Below are 19,837 nucleotides of genomic sequence, written 5' to 3' on the forward strand. Positions count from 1 at the left end.
CAAGATGAACGCTCTCACTAACGTGTCCTCGGTTGATTCCGAGGAACAGCTGTTAGATATCTATCGCAACTACACGTTCAGAAAGATACTGTTCATAATCATCTGCCTCGCCCTAATGATAATGGTGATAGGGATTGCCATATCCATAGGGCCATACAACCTGGGTTTCTGGGAATCGTATGAGATCATCTGGGCCAACATAACGGGCAATGTGACCGATGTTACGAAGGATCACGTCGTAATCAATCTCCGCCTGCCGAGAATCGTCGAAGGCATACTCACAGGTGCTGGACTGGCTGTGGCCGGTGCTGTCATGCAGGGAATCATGAAGAATCCTCTTGCAGACCCTTACACCACAGGTATCTCCTCTGGTGCTTCGCTGGGTGCAACATTCGCCATGATAAGCGGATTGACCATCCTGCAAGGCCATTATGGACTCGTCGTCAACGCTTTCATCTTTTCATTGATACCGGCGGCGGCCATCATCATCATATCCAAGATCAAAGGAAGTGCCGCAGTCACCATGATTCTGTCAGGTCTTGCAGTCATGTACTTCTTCAATGCCATAACCACATATCTTATGCTCAGAGCGGATCCGGATGACCTGGCAGCAGTTTACACCTGGCAGGTCGGGACCCTTTCCACAGCCACGTGGGCGAACATTCCTGTCATGCTCCTGATAGTCATCATAGGCACCATCATCCTGATGATCCTCTCCAGCAAGATCAACATCCTGGCAAGCGGCGACGAAGGGGCGACCACACTCGGCATAGATGCGGGAAAGCTCCGCATCCTCTGCCTAATAATCGTGTCTCTTGTATCCGCATCCGTGGTCTCATTCACCGGAATAATCGGCTTCATCGGGCTCGTCTCGCCGCACATCGTGCGTATATTCATCGGCGGAGACAACAGATACCTGATACCCGCATCAGCCGTATTCGGTGCCGCTTTCCTGATCACCTGTGACCTGATCTCGAGATCCGCACTTCCCCAAGGAGCCGTTCCGGTAGGTGTCGTAACCTCATTCATCGGCGGTCCAATGTTCCTCTACCTCATACTCAGGAACAAGACGGGGGCGACATCATGAAAGTTAACGTCTCCAACGTGTCCTACGGATACGACGAGAACATGGTACTCAACGGGATATCGTTCGATATCCTCGGCCCTGGGCTGACCTGCATCATAGGACCTAATGGAGTAGGCAAATCGACACTTGTGAAATGTATGAACAGGATCCTGAATCCGGACGAGGGCTCCGTCAGTATCGACGATCGCAGCGTCAGAGACTACAAGCTTAGCGAGCTGGCGAAATTCATGGCCTTTGTCCCTGTGGCGAACAATAACAACAACGCCATGAACGTGCTCGAAACCGTCCTCATGGGGAGACACCCCCATCAGAGCTTCGGGTCACGCGCCGATGACATCCACTACGCATATGAGGCCCTCAAAGAGGTCGGCATCGAGAATCTGGCCCTCCGCGATGCTGGAAGCCTGTCAGCCGGACAGCAGCAGAAGGTCGCTATCGCCAAAGGATTGGCGCAGGAGCCTAAGCTCCTCATACTCGATGAGCCTACCGCCAACCTCGACATACGCCATCAGATACTCATCACAAAGAAACTCAGGGAACTCTCCGAGACCAGAGGGCTATCGGTACTCATGATAAGCCATGACCTGAACATCGCATCCAGGTACGGAGACAGGATCATAGTCATGGCCAAACCCGGAGTCATATACGCCATAGGCTCCCCGAGCGAGGTCATAACGGAATCCATGCTCGAAGAGGTCTACGGGGTGAAATCCGAAGTCATCGATGTCAACGGGCGCCCACACGTGGTACTCCTGGATGCAGAATGAAAAGTGGGAGGGTCAAACAACAGTCCCCCCTGCATCCATTTTAGAGTACACCAGCTTTCCCATCTGCCCAATCAATAAGTATCATCATCATTTACCATCCCCCGATGAGGTACAGGACGATAATGGCGGCTTTGCTGATGGCATTCATCATCGCCCTGCCATGCCTCCCCCTAGGAACCGACTCGGATGCCGGGTCCCGTGACGACTGCCATCCCGCATACGATTCTCTCAACCCGTCCCAGAAGTACCTGTACGACAGACTGGAGGACGCCGTCGGTTCCTTCAGGACGACCGTCAAGGTCTCCGGGCTCACCCTCGAGGAGACCTGGGAGGTCTATTACGCCTTCACTTCGGATTTTCCCGAGTTCTATTGGTTCGGGGAATCATATTCCATCTACTATTACGAGGATACCGGCCTGCCCTCGGAGATCAAGGCCGATAGTCATCTGGATTCCAAGAAGCTGAAGAGGGGCGTGGACGAGATAAACGAAACGTTCAAGAGGATCGATATCACAGGAGATACCGATGCCGAAAGGCTACAGTGCATCCAGCAGTACCTAGCCTTCAATACAGTCTACGACAAGACGACGGAGAACTGCGGCGACCTGTACGGCGCATTGGTGAACGGCAGGGCCAAATGCGACGGGTATTCGGCTGCGTTCCAATTCTGCTGCAAGATGCTGGACATCCCCTGCGTCACCTTCACCGGCGATGTGGTCTCGGAGGGGAGGCACGCATGGAACGCGGTCCGGATGGAGGACGGCAGATGGTACCATGTCGATGCCACATGGGACGACCCGAGATGTCCCGATATGGTGGAATACGACTATTTCCTCATAGGTTCGGACACCGATACCCCTACTGGGACCTTCGGCAAGAACCGTACCGTCGATTACGGTTTCGGGATCGAGGTCTCCTCAAAGGCATACGCGTTCGATCCGTATCAGGACGGTTATTGGATGGACTACATACCGGTCCCCTACAAGACCCTCTCCAAAGCGGAGCTCAAGAACAGCTACTACTATTGGACCATACATGATGTCCAGATCCAGGTCGACGAGGATGCACGCAAGGCTTTGGTCTCGGCGATGCTCCGTTACGATTCGGATTATTGGTACGTGACGGTCAAGACCTACCGGTCCTCTACGCCTGTGGAATCTGTGGATCTGAAGGATTACGAGATAGGGATGTATCTAGATGATACAAAGATCGTCAGCCTAAGCTCAGAGGGTCTGGATGGGCTGATAAAGTTCGTTCCTCCGGATTCGGTCTCGGAGCCGAGCTATGTGCCCGAATACTATTCCCTTGACGGAATATCCTTCGACAAGGGGAGCGGTCTGAAGCTCAAGGACCTCGACAGGTTCACCGTGGGGTATGTCGCTATAGACTTCATACCGCTGCTGATATTCATCCTCGTAGTGGCCGTCATCATATCCCTGTTCATCTGGTACCGCAGAAGATCCTCCAAGAGGGCCATGGCGGCATACTATGGCTATTCGCCCCGGTATCCGCAGTCCGAATCCCGGAAGCAGTCTGCAGGCCGTTCCGTCGGATTCTGCCCCCAATGCGGCGCATCGATTCATAAAGAGGACACATTCTGCATGTACTGCGGCAGGAACATAGACAGACCGCTGTCCTCCGAGAACGATGACAGGACGGACGGAAAGACATGAGAGCATCATGAGGGAATCCGAGGCCCCCTTTCGTCATCGCCTGATGATCATCTTAAATCCACTATAGAACGCCCGTTTGCAGGTATGTCATTATATTGTTGCCTTACGGTTCTTTTCTGAGGCTTCTTCATGGAATTATCCAAAAACGCAATCATCGGTATCGCGGCAGTTGCCGTCATCGCCATCGTCGCCGTTGCGGCGCTCGCTATGATGGGCGGAGGCGGCAGCGACGATATCACATATGAGCTGAACGGAGGTGTCAACAACGAGAACAACCCTACGGGTTACAAATCCGATGTCGTCACCCTGTACGATCCCAGCAGGGAGGGGTATGACTTCTCCGGCTGGTATCTGGAACCAGGTTTCATCAACAAGGTCACGTCCCTGAACAAATCCATGGGCAAGGTCACCGTCTACGCCAAATGGGCGTACAAGGTCTACAACGTCGAGTATGTTCTCAACTGTGATACGGCGGTCAACATCAATCCGAAATCCGTCACTTGGGAATCCGGCACCCTCAGAGGCGCATGCTCCCTCGACCGCTGCTTCGATGCCTGGTATTCCACTCCGACCTTCGAGCCCGCCTCCAAAGTCGGTTCGTTCACGGACATCAAGTCGGATACGACCCTCTACGCGAAATGGAAGAGTCTCGCCGGCACAAAATACGTGTTCAGTGTCGAAAGCACGGACCCTTCGCACCCCATGGCCGATTCCAGCACCGCAGAGATGAGGATAGCCATAGACGATGGCAAGAGGGTACTGTCGTCGTCTTTCGCAAGTTATGATTATGTAGTCGGATCGGGGACGGTCCATTATTCCTGGTATGATTCCACTTGGTCCGATGACGAATCCGATTTCGATTTCATCAGGATGGACACTCTGACCACGATCGACGGAAAGAAAGAACTGTTCGTTTTCCAGAACGACGATTCGACATATTGGATCGATGAGTACTTCCATCCTTACAGAGTGGAAGAGTATAGCTTGAGATTCACTCTGTCATCATATTCCGCTTACACGGTCCCGACGGCAGTTACGATAACCGTCTACTCGAGCGACGGCATAACCGTCAAGGGTTCAGGCACCTACAGCGTCGGGGACGACGTCAGTCTGACCGCGACGGCATCCTCCGGAAAGAAATTCAAAGGGTTCTGCTTCGACGGAAACGGCATCTACAGCAATCCTTCGATGAAGTTCGTGGCCTGCGATTCCCTGACATTGTTTGCCCTGGAGAAGAACGAGTACGCCGTCTATGCCGAAGGATCCTATTCCGATCCTAAATGGACCGTCACCGACGACCGTACCGGCAATGTCGTGGCCACCGCCCACTCCAATCCTGCGTTCGTTTCCCTTGAGGAATCCATGTCATATACCGCATCGTTTACGGCAAAATCGGGCGGCAAGGATGTGGATCTGAAACAGGACCTGATCACCGGCTTTGTGCGTACGAACAAATACACTTGGGATTTCAACAGTTACAGGTATACCATAACCTCGGAGGATTACATCCCCAGCTATGTGTATTACAAGAACTTCAACACGGACGGAAGGCATCATACAGACAATGTCAAGGACAGCGAGTTCCTCGCATACACCTCCCCCGAAATCGTCAATCTGGTGAAAAAGATGAGTGAGGAAGAGCACTTTTCCGACCTCCAGATGGCCAATTTTGTCCTCAGGTTCGTCCAGGAGGGCCTGACCTACACCAGTGACTCTTCGGGCAAAGGCATGGACGGATACTGGAAGTATCCCTTCGAGACCCTGTTCAATACCATCGGGGACTGCGAGGACAAGACAATCCTCTATGCCTCACTGATGAAGGCGATGGGTTACGATGTCGCACTCCTGCTGTATGGCAACCACATGGCCGCAGGAATCGGCATGCCCTCCGGCACCCCGGGCAAATGCTACGAAGTAGGCGGGATCAGCTACTACTACTGCGAGACGACCGTTCCGGGGTGGACGCTGGGCGAAACGCCGGAAGATTACGGCTCCGTCGATGTGGTGGTCATAATCTGATCGGAATGCCTTCGGAGAAGCCTTGATAGGGGGGGTCGCCCCCCTAGTTTTTCATGTTCTGACCGTCAGATTTCCATCATCGCCTGGTCAGGCCATCTTCTAGCCGTCATCATATCTCGATTCATCTGTTACCGCAGGAGATCCTCCAGGAGGGTTATGGCAGCATATTATGGCCCGGCGGCAGTCTGCCGGCCGTTCCATCAGATTCTGTCCCCAATGCGGCGCATCGCTCCATGAGGGGGGCTCGTTCTGCATGTACTGCGGCAGGAACATCGATAGGGCTCAGTCTTCTGAGGATGACAATGGATCGAAAGGAAGGATCTGAGAATCAGATAGCGGGAAGAGTCATAGGCCCGTACAAACTGAAAGGCCTGACCGTACTGCCGATGATCTTCAGATGAATGAAATAATTTAGTTACAAAGGGCCATAATGCCCCTCTTTCTCAAACAATAATCAGAGAGTCTCATCGATACTCTCTATTTTGTTTTTTTACAGTAACATTAACAGAATTGTGAAGCTACTTCAATCGTGAATAATAACATCACACTCACAATATCTGTCGTAAAATGCAAAACTAACTGATTCGTTCTTGCTTTAAAGGAATTCATCTAGAGTCATACTTTCAACAGGAAACTCTTTTTTCGGCCAAATCCTAAGAACTTCTTTTAACAATTTCTTCTGACGCTCCTCAATTTCATCAATACTCCACTTATCTAAGAAAGAAATCTCCCGGGTATCTTCTATGCTAGATTCAGCGTACTTGATCTTTTTTACATCAAAAGTTTCATTACCAATTCTAATATTCTTCAACCCATCAAGAAGTATCATATTCCCTATACGTTTATGATACTCCTTCCAAGTTGTTTCATCAACCATCCATTTTGCATTACTTTCTGGCATAATATGTTCCAAATGAACATCCTTTCCCCTTTCAGCGATCTTTGTTTCAGTATGATTCTTATTGTAGATTTCAATTAAAATGACCTTTCCAATGCTCTTCTTAGGAGCAAATTTACGAAATGCCAATTCAACATCAGCATCAGAGTCAACTACACTATAAACCTCGGATATGACCTTCAATGGGGACCAGTGCCTATTACTTACTGATTCTGCCCAATTAGCATAATTCCTTTCGTTCTTATTGGCTGTTTTCTTCCCAATGACCTGATTTCTGAGAATTAAAGTCTCTACTGCCTTAAGCACCTCGCCGACGCATTCTTTCTGTCCTGTGTTATATAACGCCATTATCAATGGACAAAACGATGTTGCTCCGAATTGCTTCAGATTCATCAAATGATCGTAAGTATCGTCAGAATAGTACTTGCTGTTCTTTGATGGATTTATAATATAGAGATAAAGATCAACAGAGTCAAACATTCCAATCAAGAATGGATAAATATCCCCTTTCAACTCCTTACTAACTGTTCCAAATAATTCTTTTTCACGTATGAATTCATGAGACGAATTCCAATAATATTTAATGAATTGAGTTGGACTCAGATCTTTACCACTATTCTCAATCTTATTGATCATATTGACCCATTTGTCTTTGATATAGTCATGATTGCTATCCAACTTACTAAAAAAATGATTCTTAAGAAGATCTGGTGCCTTTAATGGTGTTCCTCTTGCATTCAAAGTTTCAAACACAGTGAACGCTTGTGATAAGCTTTCAGTCTCTACGTATGCAACATGAAATCCACTCAAAAAACTGTTAGCAAGTTCTTTGATTGCCTCAATTTCCTGATCACTATCGTCAATATATCTCTCTACACACTCGCGTAAGAGTTCATAGGCCCTCTTGACCAATTTATCTGATTCATGCTGAACATTATAGTCGTGATTGGCCCCCTGAACATAATTCAACAGAAACTCATTATTATCTAAACCACTGGTAAGACGATAACCACCATCTTCAAACCCTATTGCCCCATTGATGCTATGAGTAAGGGAATCTACTTTCTGGTAATTGCGTTCCTTTATAAAATCTCTCAAAACACATAAGAAAATTGTAGATGTGGTAATTCTTTGCTGGCCATCAACTATGTTATAAACTTCATTATCGCGATGAATTATGACAAGACCAAACAGATACGTGTTTTCTGAACTATCAATAAATTTTGTCAAATCTGTAAAGAAATCACCGATGTTGTCTTCTGTCCAAGAAAAGTCTCTTTGATATTCAGGAACCATAAGATTATTTGTAAACAATTCCTTCATTGCCTTGTCAGACCATTGCATGTGATCAAACAATAACTGAGGATCAGATCTAAAGATCTTACGTTCTTCACTTTATATCTTGTATCACTTTCAATTGACGATTTTCTTCTTCTCAATGTATTTTTGAAGTTCCTCGTCATCTAGAACCTTATCAAACTTATTTTCTCCGAATAAACCGGTAGCCAACATCGATTTATTAATAACTGATACAAAAGTTGAGAAATCCTTGTTTATACGAACTAATTCATCTATCATTACGATGTCTAACTCATTATCTCTTGAAGGCAAAAGAATCTCTGATTGATGAACATCTTCAATATTAAGCCAAATAACCCCGATACCGAAAGAAGAATTCAATTTTGTGAGTTGCTTCAAAGCATCATCAGTTATCTTGGGTGCCACAAGATAACCTTCATTTGCCCAAGAAGAATTTGAAACAGCTTGAAAATAACACTCCCTTACATTCGACCCATTAATTTCTTTTTTCATTTCAAAAGAATAAATGGAAATAGTATCTATGCCCGCATTCTTTGCAAGAACAATTGTATCATTTTTTAATTCATCAAACGGAAACCTGACTGAGACAAGATCCGGATGCATCCATTTCTCAGCATTCTTACTAGATTTAACAGAATTCTCATGATGAATGGTCATCGTATTTCCTAAAAAATTTGGATCAGCGTTGACATATGAAACTAGCAGAGGATGGAGATCCCTTTCATACACCTTATCTTCATTTTTCGGTTTTACTACAATGTCGCCATTAGTTTCATATTTTAATTCCTTCAATCCAAAAACTCCTGGGGACACTTTGGTAAAAATACTATCCTCATGCTTCTGCATATTTACATACATCTGTGCTTGAATTGTTTGCCAGGGAGTATTTCCATGTATTCCTGATTCTTTATCATAACCTTTCTCCACTGCATACTCCCACATATCGCCAGGAGTCATTGGACGTTTGGTCTCCCTAAGAATCTTTTCGGATAACTGAAGGCCTGTCATTGACATAGTAACAAAATATGTAATGAAGGACTAGAATTAAGTGATTATCGTTGTACATCAATGAATTAAATACGATTCTTTCAATATGTTCTATGATCTTTGGGTCGGATGCTTTACATCAGATAGTTGGCGTATTTAAGTCGGATTATCATCAATTTGCATTCACAAGAACAGCAGGGTATCACTGATGACGCTAGACAATAAGAAAGAAACCGAACGTGCGGAGCTCCACCGCACCATATGGGGAATAGCAAACGACCTCCGCGGCAGTGTTGACGGATGGGATTTCAAACAGTATGTACTTGGAATGTTGTTCTACAGATACATCTCCGAGAATCTGTCAAATTACATAGAGAAGAACGAGCACGAGGCAGGAGACACCTCGTTCAAATACTCTGATCTTTCTGATAAGGATGCCGAGACCATCAGGGAGGAGATGATTAACGACAAGGGTTTCTTCATCCTTCCCAGCGAACTCTTCCAGAATGTAAGAAAGAAAGCACCATTGGATGAAAACTTAAATGAGACTCTGGAGAATGTATTCAAGCATATCGAATCATCTGCGATGGGTACCGAGAGCGAATCGGATTTCAAAGGACTCTTCGATGACCTCGATGTGAACAGCAACAAGCTCGGTGGGTCCGTCGCAGAGAGGAACAAGAAGCTCGTCAAGCTCATGGACGGCGTAGGCGAGATGAATCTCGGCAACTACAAGGACAACACCATCGATGCATTCGGGGATGCCTACGAGTTCCTCATGGGGATGTACGCATCCAATGCCGGTAAGAGTGGCGGGGAGTACTACACGCCCCAAGAAGTATCTGAGCTCCTTACACGCCTGACCATTGTTGGGAAGACAGAAGTGAACAAGGTCTACGATCCTGCCTGCGGATCCGGTTCTCTTCTTCTCAAGTTCGCAAAGATCCTTGGTAAGGACCATGTCAGGCAGGGATTCTTCGGCCAGGAGATCAACATCACCACATACAACCTGTGCAGGATCAACATGTTCCTCCATGACATCGATTACGACAAGTTCGATATCGCCCACGGGGACACCCTCATCAATCCGATGCATTACGATGATGAGCCTTTCGAGGCCATCGTATCCAATCCGCCCTACTCGATCAAATGGGAAGGGGATACGAATCCTGTCCTGATCAACGACCCGAGATTCTCTCCTGCCGGAGTCCTCGCACCCAACTCCAAGGCGGATATGGCCTTCATCATGCACTCATTGGCATGGCTGGCGACCAACGGAACCGCGGCAATCGTCTGTTTCCCCGGCATCATGTATCGTAGCGGCAAGGAGCAGAAGATTAGGAAGTATCTCATCGATAACAACTATGTGGACTGCGTCATTCAACTTCCTGACAACCTATTCTACGGAACATCAATAGCAACATGCATCATGGTATTGAAGAGATCCAAATCATCCAACGACACTCTGTTCATTGATGCTTCCAAGGAATGCATCAGGGTCACCAATAACAACAAGCTCACCGAGGATAACATCTCCAAGATCATCTCTATATTCACAGATCACAATGATGTTCAGTATGTGGCAAAGGTCATACCCAACCAGCAGATCAAGGATAATGATTACAACCTATCTGTATCACAATATGTGGAGCAAGAAGACACGAGAGAGGTAATCGACATTAAAGAGCTCAACTCAGAGATTGAGCAGATAGTTGCAAGAGAGAACGAGCTCAGAAACCAGATTGATCAGATAATCAAAGACATCGAGAGTGATTAACAGTGCATCGTTGGAAAAACGAGACAGTTATAAGATACGATAGTCTTGAAAACTGTGCCAGAATAAAACGCGGTACTCGCATAACAAAATCAGAAATAACTGATTCAGGGACATATCCTGTTATAAGTGGTGGTGAAAAACCTATGGGGTTTTACGAAATGTTCAACAGAGACTCGAATACCATCACAATCGCCCAGTATGGTGCAGCGGGGTATGTTGATTGGCAATCATCCCCATTCTGGGCAAATGACGTGTGCTATTGCATATATCCCTCATCGGAACTTAACAACCGTTTTCTTTATCACGTTCTCAAATCGAATCAAAACTACCTCTATTCTCAAAGAACGAAGGCCATACCTGCTCATCTGCCTTTGAAGATTCTATCACAGTTAATGATTCCAATCCCCCCATTAGAGATCCAAAATGAAATAGTCTGCATCCTCGATTCCTTCGCCGCCCTCACTGCAGAACTCACTGCAAAACTTACTGCAGAACTCACTGCAAGAAAAAAGCAATATGAATTCTATCGTAATAAAGTGCTATCTCTCTCAAATTTCCCCTATTATTCCTTAGAATCGGTCTGTAATATTGTAGATTATCGTGGAAAAACTCCTAAAAAAGTGGATAAAGGGGTGTTTCTCGTTACCGCAAAAAACATCCGTATGGGTTACATCGATTATTCTCTTTCTTCAGAATACGTTTTAGAAGAGGATTATGATGAAATTATGCACAGAGGTAAGCCAAGAATAGGGGATGTCTTGATAACAACCGAAGCTCCCTGCGGTTTTGTTGCCCAGATTGATCGCGAAGATGTTGCTTTAGCTCAGCGTGTAATAAAATATAGTCCAAAAAATCCTTCATTCCTAGAACCAACGTACTTGAAGTACATATTAATGGGGGATGAATTTCAACATAAGTTGAATAATGCGGCAACAGGCAGTACTGTAAAAGGCATCAAAGGCAGCAAACTTCACCAATTAACTATCCCGATACCCGATATAAGCAAGCAAAGGGAAATAATATCAATATTGAAACAGTTCGAAACACTGAGCACAGACATTATCATAGGATTACCGGCAGAAATTGCATCTCGCCAAAAACAATATGAATACTATCGTGACAAGCTATTATCATTTACTACTGATGTTTGAGCTGATTTGATGATCCCTTTACAAGATGTTCTTGATAAGATCAATTCTGGATCAGATGATTATAAATTATACTTAAAAAGTCAAGGCGCATCGGAATCTTACGCGGAAAAAGCATCATTGGCACTAAAAACTCTGTTTTGGCAAGCGGGGGAACAAAAAGGATATTTGGAAAACGAAATTAGTACTGGCATTCATGATGGAAAACAGTTCTCTATGCTTATTGGGTTCGCTTACACTATACTGGATTGTATAGAGGATGCTGCGGAATTCGCACATATCGGTATCAAGGATAAAAATGGCTACCACATCGAATGCGATACACATTTTATTCAAACCGTCAAATTATATGGCGAAAGAGCCGGAAGCAAACCAACGAATGACTTTGAAGCTTTCAGATTTCTAAGGTCCTTCATATGTGCCCATCCTTTGAGAACAGAATATAAAACAACAAGCGAAGGATTCATACCAGGAACTTATGCATATTGTAAATTTGTTGACTATATCAACGATAGACCAGTACATGAATGGATGAAACCTAAGGGTGCTGATTTCTGGGTCCAGGTATTGAGCGATAATAACTCATGGGACGATGATTTCTACATTTGTAGTAAAGAAATATGGGCGTATGTGGATTACAGATACAAACAATTGATTGAAGAAATACACAAAACCATGGTTGAACGTACTAAGAAAACTCTCGATTAGCTACGTCATAAACCGATTGTTATCATCTCACCTGATCGCTCTGTTGATAATCTAGAACAACTAATGAAGCTAGATCACTTTCGGAATGGATATCATGACTATGGGCTAAAAACGTATCATCATACACTTACTTATCTGTCCGAGCATCCTTTGGATCAATATAATGACGAACTTATTCACTGGATTTGGGATCGTTTACATGTTATAAGAAACAAGATTCAAGATTTAAATTGTGAATCCAATGATTTGCACTCTGATGCGCGTATTATGTTTGAAAACATTGGTTGTGATATCCATCAATGTAACAACTTAATAGAATTGGATTACAATGACTATGAAACTGAAGAATATCCTCTGCATAATCCAAATCCAGTCAAAACCCCCTCGGATTTCCTTAGGTTAGAATTTGATAAACTTTTGAATTTAGAAGAATTGAAAGAAGCTTCGCATAAAGATAGGATAGATCTAGTTTCGTGGTATTACAGAAACTGCCAACGTATTCCACGTTCAGATATCTCAAAACTGTTCATGGTAATTGTCATCCCTGATTTTGTAAAGAAGTATGATTTGTTAGAAGATCTAATAGAAATGGATGACTACCGTCTTTTTCTTAATATCCTTGCATGTTCTATACACGAACTAAACATGACATCCGGACATCAAAATAATATGAACGCGGCGATTATATGAGTACTTACAATATCATAGCCTCAACAGATGAATGCACTGTAGTATCCGAGTACACTCCAGTCAAGAAACGTTCCGATGCCTACCAGTCCGAAGCAGCCCTAGAAGAACAGTTCATCAAGGATCTCCAATCCCAAGGCTATGAATACATCCGTATCAACAGCGAGGACGACCTCAAGAACAATCTTCGCAAACAGTTGGAAAAGCTCAATGGTTATGCGTTCTCCGAGGATGAATGGAAGAGATTCTTCAGTACGTGTATTTCATCATCCAACGATTCCATCGAGGAGAAGACAAGGAGGATCCAAAAAGATCACGTCCAAGTCCTTCAGCGTGATGACGGCTCCTCTAAGAACATACGGCTCATCGACAAGAAGGACATACACAACAACTCCCTGCAGGTATTGAATCAGTATACCGCAACAGACGGCACCCATGAGAACCGCTACGATGTCACCGTCCTGGTCAATGGATTGCCTTTGGTGCATGTGGAGCTCAAGCGCCGTGGGGTCGAGTTGAAGGAAGCGTTCAATCAGATCAACCGCTATCAAAACGAGAGCTTCTGGTCAGGCTCCGGATTGTACGAGTATGTCCAGATCTTCGTAATCTCCAACGGAACGAACACCAAGTACTACTCGAACACCACCCGTTCGAATCACATCATCGAGGCCTCCGTCGGAGGAAGGAATAAAGGGAAGAAGACCAGCAATAGCTTCGAATTCACCTCCTTCTGGGCAGACGGCAGCAACCGCATCATCCCTGATCTGTTGGATTTCACAAGGACGTTCTTCTCCAGGCATTCAATCCTCAGCATCCTCACCAGATACTGCATCTTCGATGCCGACGACAAATTGCTCGTCATGAGGCCCTACCAGATCGCTGCGACCGAGAGGATCATCAACAGGATCCAGATCTCCAACAATTACAAGACGATGGGTACGGTCAAAGCGGGAGGATACATATGGCATACCACCGGCAGCGGCAAGACGCTCACATCGTTCAAGACCGCTCAACTGGCGACGGAGCTGCCCTTCATAGAGAAGGTCCTCTTCGTTGTCGACCGTCAGGACCTCGACTATCAGACCATCAGGGAATACGACAGATTCGAGAAGGGTGCCGCCAACGGGAACAAGAACACGACCATCCTCCAGAAGCAGTTGTCCGACCCCCAATGCAGGATCATCGTCACCACGATCCAGAAGCTGGAGGTCTTCATCAAGAAGTACAAGGACCACGAGATCTACAACAAGCACATAGTGATGATCTTCGACGAATGCCACCGTTCTCAGTTCGGCGAGATGCATATCGCCATCACCAAGGCGTTCAAGAACTACCACCTGTTCGGATTCACCGGTACGCCTATCTTCGCCATGAACTCCACCGCTGGTAAGAACCCTACATTGCGTACCACCCAGGATGCGTTCGGGGACAAGCTCCATTCGTATACCATCGTCAATGCGATCAACGATGGCAACGTATTGCCCTTTCTCATCGACTACGTGAAGACCATCAAGGCCGCCGACGACATCTCCGACGAGGAGATCTCAGGAATCGAGACGGAGAAGATCATGGCCGCTCCCGAAAGGATCAGTATGGTCACCAAATACATCCTCGACCATTTCGACCAGAAGACCAAGCGCAACACCTATTACGATTACAAAGGTAAGAAGGTCAACGGATTCAACTCCATCTTCGCTGTGAGCTCGATCCCCACCGCTATCAAGTATTACAACGAATTCCAAAGACAGCTCAAGGAGACTGGGAAACAGCTCAACATCGCCATCATCTACACCTCGCAGCAGAACGGCGACGATTGGGACGAGGGTATAACCGTCGGGGACTTCGAACTCGAGACCTTGACGATCTCAGAACGCCAATACCTGGACCGTTCCATCAGCGATTACAACGCCACATTCAAGACCAACTTCGACACCTCCTCGGATGGCTTCCAGAATTACTACAAGGACATCTCACAGAGGATGAAGAACCGCGACCTCGACCTCCTGATAGTCGTGAACATGTTCCTCACCGGATTCGATGCTACAACATTGAACACGTTGTGGGTGGACAAGAACCTCAGATCCCACGGGCTCATACAGGCATTCTCGAGGACCAACCGTATCCTGAATTCTGTCAAGACATACGGGAACATAATCTGCTTCAGGAACCTCCGCAAAGCAACGGAGAACGCCATTGCATTGTTCGGTGACGAGAATGCTACGGGTACGGTGCTCCTCAAGACCTACAACGAGTACTATTTCGGATACACAGACGACGAAGGGAAACATGTCAACGGATACAAGGATCTCATCGAAAGGCTCGTCCAGGAATTCCCTGTCGGTAAACCCATCATCGGGGAGGAGAAGAACAAGGAGTTCATCAAGCTCTTCGGTTCCATCCTGAGGCTGCAGAACATACTCACGGCATTCGATCAGTTCCAAGGGAACGAGATCATCAGCCCGAGAGATATGCAGGACTATCAGAGCAACTATCTAGACATATATCGCAATATACGCATCAAGAAGGTCAAATCGGACGTCACGGCGGACATCGTATTCGAGATCGAGCTCATCAAGCAGGTGGAGGTCAACATCGATTACGTCCTGATGCTCGTTAAGAAGTATCACGACGACAACTGCAAGGACAAGGAGATCCTCGTGGATATCGAGAAGGCCATAGGGTCCTCCACACAGCTGCGCAGCAAGAAGGAACTCATCATGCAGTTCATCAGCAGGGTGGATCCCTCAGCCGATATCGATGCGGATTGGGCCAGGTTCGTATCGCAGCAGAAGGATGAGGATCTCAAGAAGCTGATAGATGAGAACAAACTGAGGCCGGAAGAGACCGCACAGTTCGTCAGCAATGCGTTCAGGGACGGCACTCTCAAAACTACCGGTACGGATATAGACAAGATCATGCCCCCCATGCGCCGTTTCGGCGGAGGGGACAGACTTCAGCAGAAGAATACAGTCATAGAGAAGCTCAAGACTTTCTTTGACAAGTATTTCGGATTGATATGATTCAACCTGGTATACACAATAAGAAGTGAATCCGAATTACAATCAGGCGTTACATTGTTTATTGGACCAATCATCCAATATAAATACTACCTACCGCTACGCCCTCTCAAGGAAGACAGCAAGCTCTGTGCCGAAGACACGATCCTCGATCCTGAACCGACAAGCAGATCCCGTATACGCCTTTTTCATCGATCTGCAAGAAATCCCCATAAAACAAAAGGAATGAGGAATGATGAGAACAGTATCAATAAGATACCCCAGCGCGCCCGACACATTGAACGAAAAGACCCTGTGGGCATACGGCGAAGCGATCAAAGGCAACGCCGAATGCCAATTCGCGATGGCCTAGTATTCCATAGATCCCCTGGAATCCGCCACCGACGGGGACGCACTCATATGGCTGATGCTCTCCGCCGCCCGCGGGAACGCCGACGCCATGTACTGCCTCGGGACGCTGATGCTCACACCGAACAGCAGGATATACAACCGTGAGGAAGGACTGCTGCAGCTGCGCAACGCGGAGAAGAACGGCCAAGAGGAGGCCGCGCTGTACCTTATGATAATCGACGTCTACGACACCGACTGCATAGACGACCTCGTTAACATCTCCCAGGTGGCCCACGACGGTCCCGCGGCCGACCTGGGAACGCTGATCCTCAGATTGGGGAACAGCCTGTACCAATCCAACGACCTGCCGAACCACAAATTCATGGCGTTGAGGGCCTACGCATACGCATCGAAATACGGCAACGTCAACGCGATGATGAAGGCGGGATACATGCTGGAGAACGGAGAAGAGGTGAAGCAGTCCTTCGAAAAGGCCCTGAAATTCTATCGGAAGGCCGCAGACCTCGGGGATCCGATGGCAAAGGAACTGCTGAAGGACCTGATGGAGAGGATGGATTTGGATTACATCATAATAGACGATCCTTGAAACTGTTTGGGGCGGGCTATGCCCGCTCATATCGTTTATGATAAAAAGAAAATCCTTCAGAAAACTTTGAGAATTCCTTAGACCCTTCTTTGAAAAAACAACATAGCCAGATACGAAAAAGAGTTTTCAGGACCGCGGAATCTCTCCCGCGGCCCCTTTATCCAGGTGATATCATGGAGCGTTGTCAGATATCCTCCGAATCCTCCAGGGATTCGTTCAGTATCACATGCGGCCTTCCGTTCACATCGATCACGTCGGCATCCACCCCGTACACGGTGCGGATGTTCTCCTTGGTGATAACCTCCGAAGGGGTACCCACTGCGTAGATGCCTCCTCCGTGGAGCATTATGATCCTGTCCGCGTACTTCGCGGTGATGTTGATGTCATGGCTGATCATGATCACCAGCATCCCCTTCTGCCTGGGAAGCTCGCTGAGCACCTTGGTGACCTCCAGCTGATGCCTCACGTCCAGATTGGATGTCGGTTCGTCCAGGAGAACTATCTCCGGCGTCCTCACCAATCCCCTGGCGAGCATGACCTTCTGATGCTGTCCCGCGGATAGCTCGTTGAAGTCCCTCATGGCCAGGTGCTGTATCTTCATCAGCCTCAGCACGTCGTACACCTTCTGCAGGTCGTCGTCGCTGGTACCGAACTTGTGGTCGTTCTGCAATCCAACCATGACGGTGTCCACCACGGACAGGGGGAAGGAGTCCTCACTGGCATTGGGAACGTATCCCATGTGCCCGGCGAGCTCCTTCAGCTTGTACTCCCTGACCTCCTTGTCGTTGATGTACACGAATCCCGAGGATGGTTTCAGGATCTTGTTCATGCAATGGATCAGGGTGGATTTCCCGACACCGTTCGGTCCCATGATGCAGACGAACTCCGGCTTGTCCAAGGTCTGTGTGATCCCCTTCAATACAGGTACGTTGGGATCATACCCGAACTCCAAATCCTTCATCTCTACCTTCATTTCCATCACCAGAACGACTTCCTCTGCTTGATGAGCAGATAGAGGAACAGGGGACAGCCTATGAACGCTGTGATGACCCCCACCGGCAGGAATGTCGGTGCGATTATCACCCTTGAGATCAGATCGGCCACCATCAGCAGCACCGCGCCGAATGCGGCGGATGCCGGGATCAGGTACCTGTTGTCCGAACCGAGGAATATGCGTACTATGTGCGGTGCGACCAATCCTATGAATCCGATGATTCCCGTGAAGCAGACAACCGATGCGGCCATCAGGGAGATCAGGATCAGCAGGGTTATGCGCAGCTTGTGAGCGTCCAATCCCAAAGCGGTAGCGTTCTTGTCGCCTGTGATCAGGATGTTGAGCTGCTTGGAGAGCAGCATCAGTATGATCGTTCCGATCACAGCGAATATCAGGATCACCACGAAGGATGTCCATGACGAACCCGACAGGTCACCGATTGACCACTGGAAGACGGCCGAGAGGGATTGCTCTGACAGTGTGAGCTTGATTATCGTGGTGCATGCGTTGAACAGGTACATGACCGCTATTCCCGCTAGGATCATGGTCGCCGCGGAGGTGTTCCTCAGCGAGGATACCCCTATGATAACGATCGCCGGGATCAGCGAGAACACGAATGCGGTGGTTACGAGACCTATGGTCCCTCCGACACCTGCTACAGACAATCCCAATCCCAATGCCAAAGTGGCACCGAATGACGCACCCGAGGATATTCCCGTGGTGTAAGGATCGGCCAGCGGGTTCTTCATCATGCTCTGCATCGCGGCTCCCGCGACACCCAGGGACATTCCTGCGACGAGTCCCGTCATTATACGGGGAAGCCTGACATCGAAGAGCACCCAATCAATCGTTTCGTCAACCGCATCGGGGTTGAAGAAGTGGTTCCATATCCCCGCGTATGCCTCCCAGATCGATATCCCGGAGGAACCCACGGTGGTGGCGTATCCCAATGTGATGAACATCGCCACTATGCATCCCGCGATGAACAGTATCTTCCTGAAGGTGTAGCGGTGGTAGTCCTGCATCATCTTCGTATCTGCATTCGTTTCCATTCTCATGCCTCCTTGGTGAAGATAACATCGAACGAGAACACCAGGTCCCTGTCGCCGTACGGCCTTGCGTGACGCACGTGGAGAGTCACATCCCTGCAACCCAATTCCATCAATGTATCAGCATCCCACACGGGACGTCTTACGCGGCTCAGGGGCATCTGCATGGAGAGATCGTCTATAACCTTGAAGTCGACCTTTCCGTCGTCGAAGGCGTAATGGCCTCCCTTCATCTCCTTCCTGCTTGCCTCGAAGGCCTTCCTGGCCCCCTCCCTGCTCTCCGCATATTCCTCGTCGAAATGGTGCAGATAGTAGTTCCCGTCGGAGACGATGGCCATCCCTCCGGGACGGAGTACCCTCAGGATCTCCGAATAGGCCCTCTCGGGGTGCTCCAGGCACCAGAAGACGTCCCTAGACAGGACAAGGTCGAAGGATCCGTCGGGGAACTGCAGGTCCTGGGCATCCATCACGCGGAAATCCGCCTCGACGCCCCTGTCCTTCGCGTTCTTCCTGGCCTCCTCGACCATCTTGTCGGAATAGTCTATGCCGGTGACCCTGTATCCCTTGGACCCGAACAGCATGGAGTAGAACCCCGGGCCGCATCCGACGTCCAGGATATCCCTGACATCGTGCCCCTCGAGGTAGCGCTCCATCTTCGCCAACGCCTCTTCGGACCTGTTGTCCATATCGTAATTGACGGATCCGGAGAAACCGGAACTGCGTAGGTTCCAATAATCCCTGATCTCTTCGATTAACGTCATGTTATCTC

General features: G+C 47.8%; 15 protein-coding genes. 10 read left to right on the plus strand and 5 right to left on the minus strand.

From position 1 onward, the window contains the following. Window positions 1-4 precede the first annotated feature (4 nt). The 4 genes from E7Z62_00805 to E7Z62_00820 all read left to right on the plus strand — a co-directional run bounded on the left by E7Z62_00805 (window position 5) and on the right by E7Z62_00820 (window position 5,546). On the plus strand, window positions 5-1,087 hold the full coding sequence (locus tag E7Z62_00805) for an iron ABC transporter permease (protein ID MBE6521660.1): 1,083 nt from the start codon (window positions 5-7) through the stop codon (window positions 1,085-1,087). After that, window positions 1,084-1,854: an ABC transporter ATP-binding protein gene (locus E7Z62_00810; protein ID MBE6521661.1), complete on the plus strand. Its 771-nt coding sequence runs from the start codon at window positions 1,084-1,086 to the stop codon at window positions 1,852-1,854. Before E7Z62_00805 ends, E7Z62_00810 begins: the two co-directional genes overlap by 4 nt. Window positions 1,855-1,958: 104 nt before the next feature. After that, a complete protein-coding gene (locus E7Z62_00815) occupies window positions 1,959-3,527 on the plus strand; it encodes a zinc-ribbon domain-containing protein (protein MBE6521662.1) in 1,569 nt (522 codons plus the stop codon). Between the two features lie 129 nt (window positions 3,528-3,656). Next, window positions 3,657-5,546, plus strand: a complete 1,890-nt coding sequence (locus tag E7Z62_00820; protein ID MBE6521663.1) for a hypothetical protein — start codon at window positions 3,657-3,659, stop codon at window positions 5,544-5,546. Between the two features lie 595 nt (window positions 5,547-6,141). On the opposite strand, the gene E7Z62_00825 is transcribed toward E7Z62_00820, so the two are convergent. Together E7Z62_00825 and E7Z62_00830 are read right to left on the minus strand one after the other, a co-directional pair. Continuing rightward, window positions 6,142-7,788, minus strand: a complete 1,647-nt coding sequence (locus tag E7Z62_00825; protein MBE6521664.1) for a DUF262 domain-containing protein — start codon at window positions 7,786-7,788, stop codon at window positions 6,142-6,144. A gap of 69 nt (window positions 7,789-7,857) precedes the next feature. Next, window positions 7,858-8,778: an HrgA protein gene (locus E7Z62_00830; GenBank protein MBE6521665.1), complete on the minus strand. Its 921-nt coding sequence runs from the start codon at window positions 8,776-8,778 to the stop codon at window positions 7,858-7,860. 181 nt (window positions 8,779-8,959) lie between these two features. Here E7Z62_00830 and E7Z62_00835 point away from each other — a divergent pair, with 181 nt between their 5' ends. The 6 genes from E7Z62_00835 (at window position 8,960) to E7Z62_00860 (ending at window position 17,025) form a co-directional block, all read left to right on the plus strand. Further along, window positions 8,960-10,528 (plus strand): type I restriction-modification system subunit M, encoded by a 1,569-nt coding sequence (locus E7Z62_00835; GenBank protein MBE6521666.1) that lies wholly within the window; start codon window positions 8,960-8,962, stop codon window positions 10,526-10,528. Between the two features lie 2 nt (window positions 10,529-10,530). Beyond that, complete coding sequence (locus E7Z62_00840; GenBank protein MBE6521667.1) at window positions 10,531-11,679, plus strand: restriction endonuclease subunit S; 1,149 nt, start codon at window positions 10,531-10,533, stop codon at window positions 11,677-11,679. Between the two features lie 9 nt (window positions 11,680-11,688). Beyond that, window positions 11,689-12,384 carry a hypothetical protein gene (locus E7Z62_00845; GenBank protein MBE6521668.1) on the plus strand — a complete coding sequence of 232 codons (696 nt, stop codon included), beginning with the start codon at window positions 11,689-11,691 and terminating at the stop codon, window positions 12,382-12,384. A 63-nt stretch (window positions 12,385-12,447) separates the two neighbouring features. Further along, complete coding sequence (locus E7Z62_00850) at window positions 12,448-13,074, plus strand: hypothetical protein (protein ID MBE6521669.1); 627 nt, start codon at window positions 12,448-12,450, stop codon at window positions 13,072-13,074. Further along, complete coding sequence (locus tag E7Z62_00855) at window positions 13,071-16,091, plus strand: type I restriction endonuclease subunit R (protein ID MBE6521670.1); 3,021 nt, start codon at window positions 13,071-13,073, stop codon at window positions 16,089-16,091. Before E7Z62_00850 ends, E7Z62_00855 begins: the two co-directional genes overlap by 4 nt. Window positions 16,092-16,494: 403 nt before the next feature. After that, entirely contained in the window at window positions 16,495-17,025 is a 531-nt protein-coding gene (locus tag E7Z62_00860; protein MBE6521671.1) for a sel1 repeat family protein, read from the plus strand. A 184-nt stretch (window positions 17,026-17,209) separates the two neighbouring features. Here the strand turns inward: E7Z62_00860 and E7Z62_00865 are convergent, their stop codons facing one another. Genes E7Z62_00865 through E7Z62_00875 form a run of 3 tightly spaced genes read right to left on the minus strand, consistent with a single transcriptional unit; the run spans window position 17,210 to window position 19,829 of the window. Further along, window positions 17,210-18,004 (minus strand): ABC transporter ATP-binding protein, encoded by a 795-nt coding sequence (locus E7Z62_00865; protein ID MBE6521672.1) that lies wholly within the window; start codon window positions 18,002-18,004, stop codon window positions 17,210-17,212. Further along, window positions 18,004-19,071, minus strand: coding sequence for an iron ABC transporter permease (locus E7Z62_00870; protein ID MBE6521673.1), 1,068 nt, complete (start codon window positions 19,069-19,071; stop codon window positions 18,004-18,006). Before E7Z62_00870 ends, E7Z62_00865 begins: the two co-directional genes overlap by 1 nt. Window positions 19,072-19,073: 2 nt before the next feature. Next, a complete protein-coding gene (locus tag E7Z62_00875) occupies window positions 19,074-19,829 on the minus strand; it encodes a class I SAM-dependent methyltransferase (protein ID MBE6521674.1) in 756 nt (251 codons plus the stop codon). Window positions 19,830-19,837 lie beyond the last annotated feature (8 nt).

Source organism: Thermoplasmata archaeon, from assembly GCA_015063285.1.
GTDB lineage: Archaea > Thermoplasmatota > Thermoplasmata > Methanomassiliicoccales > Methanomethylophilaceae > Methanoprimaticola.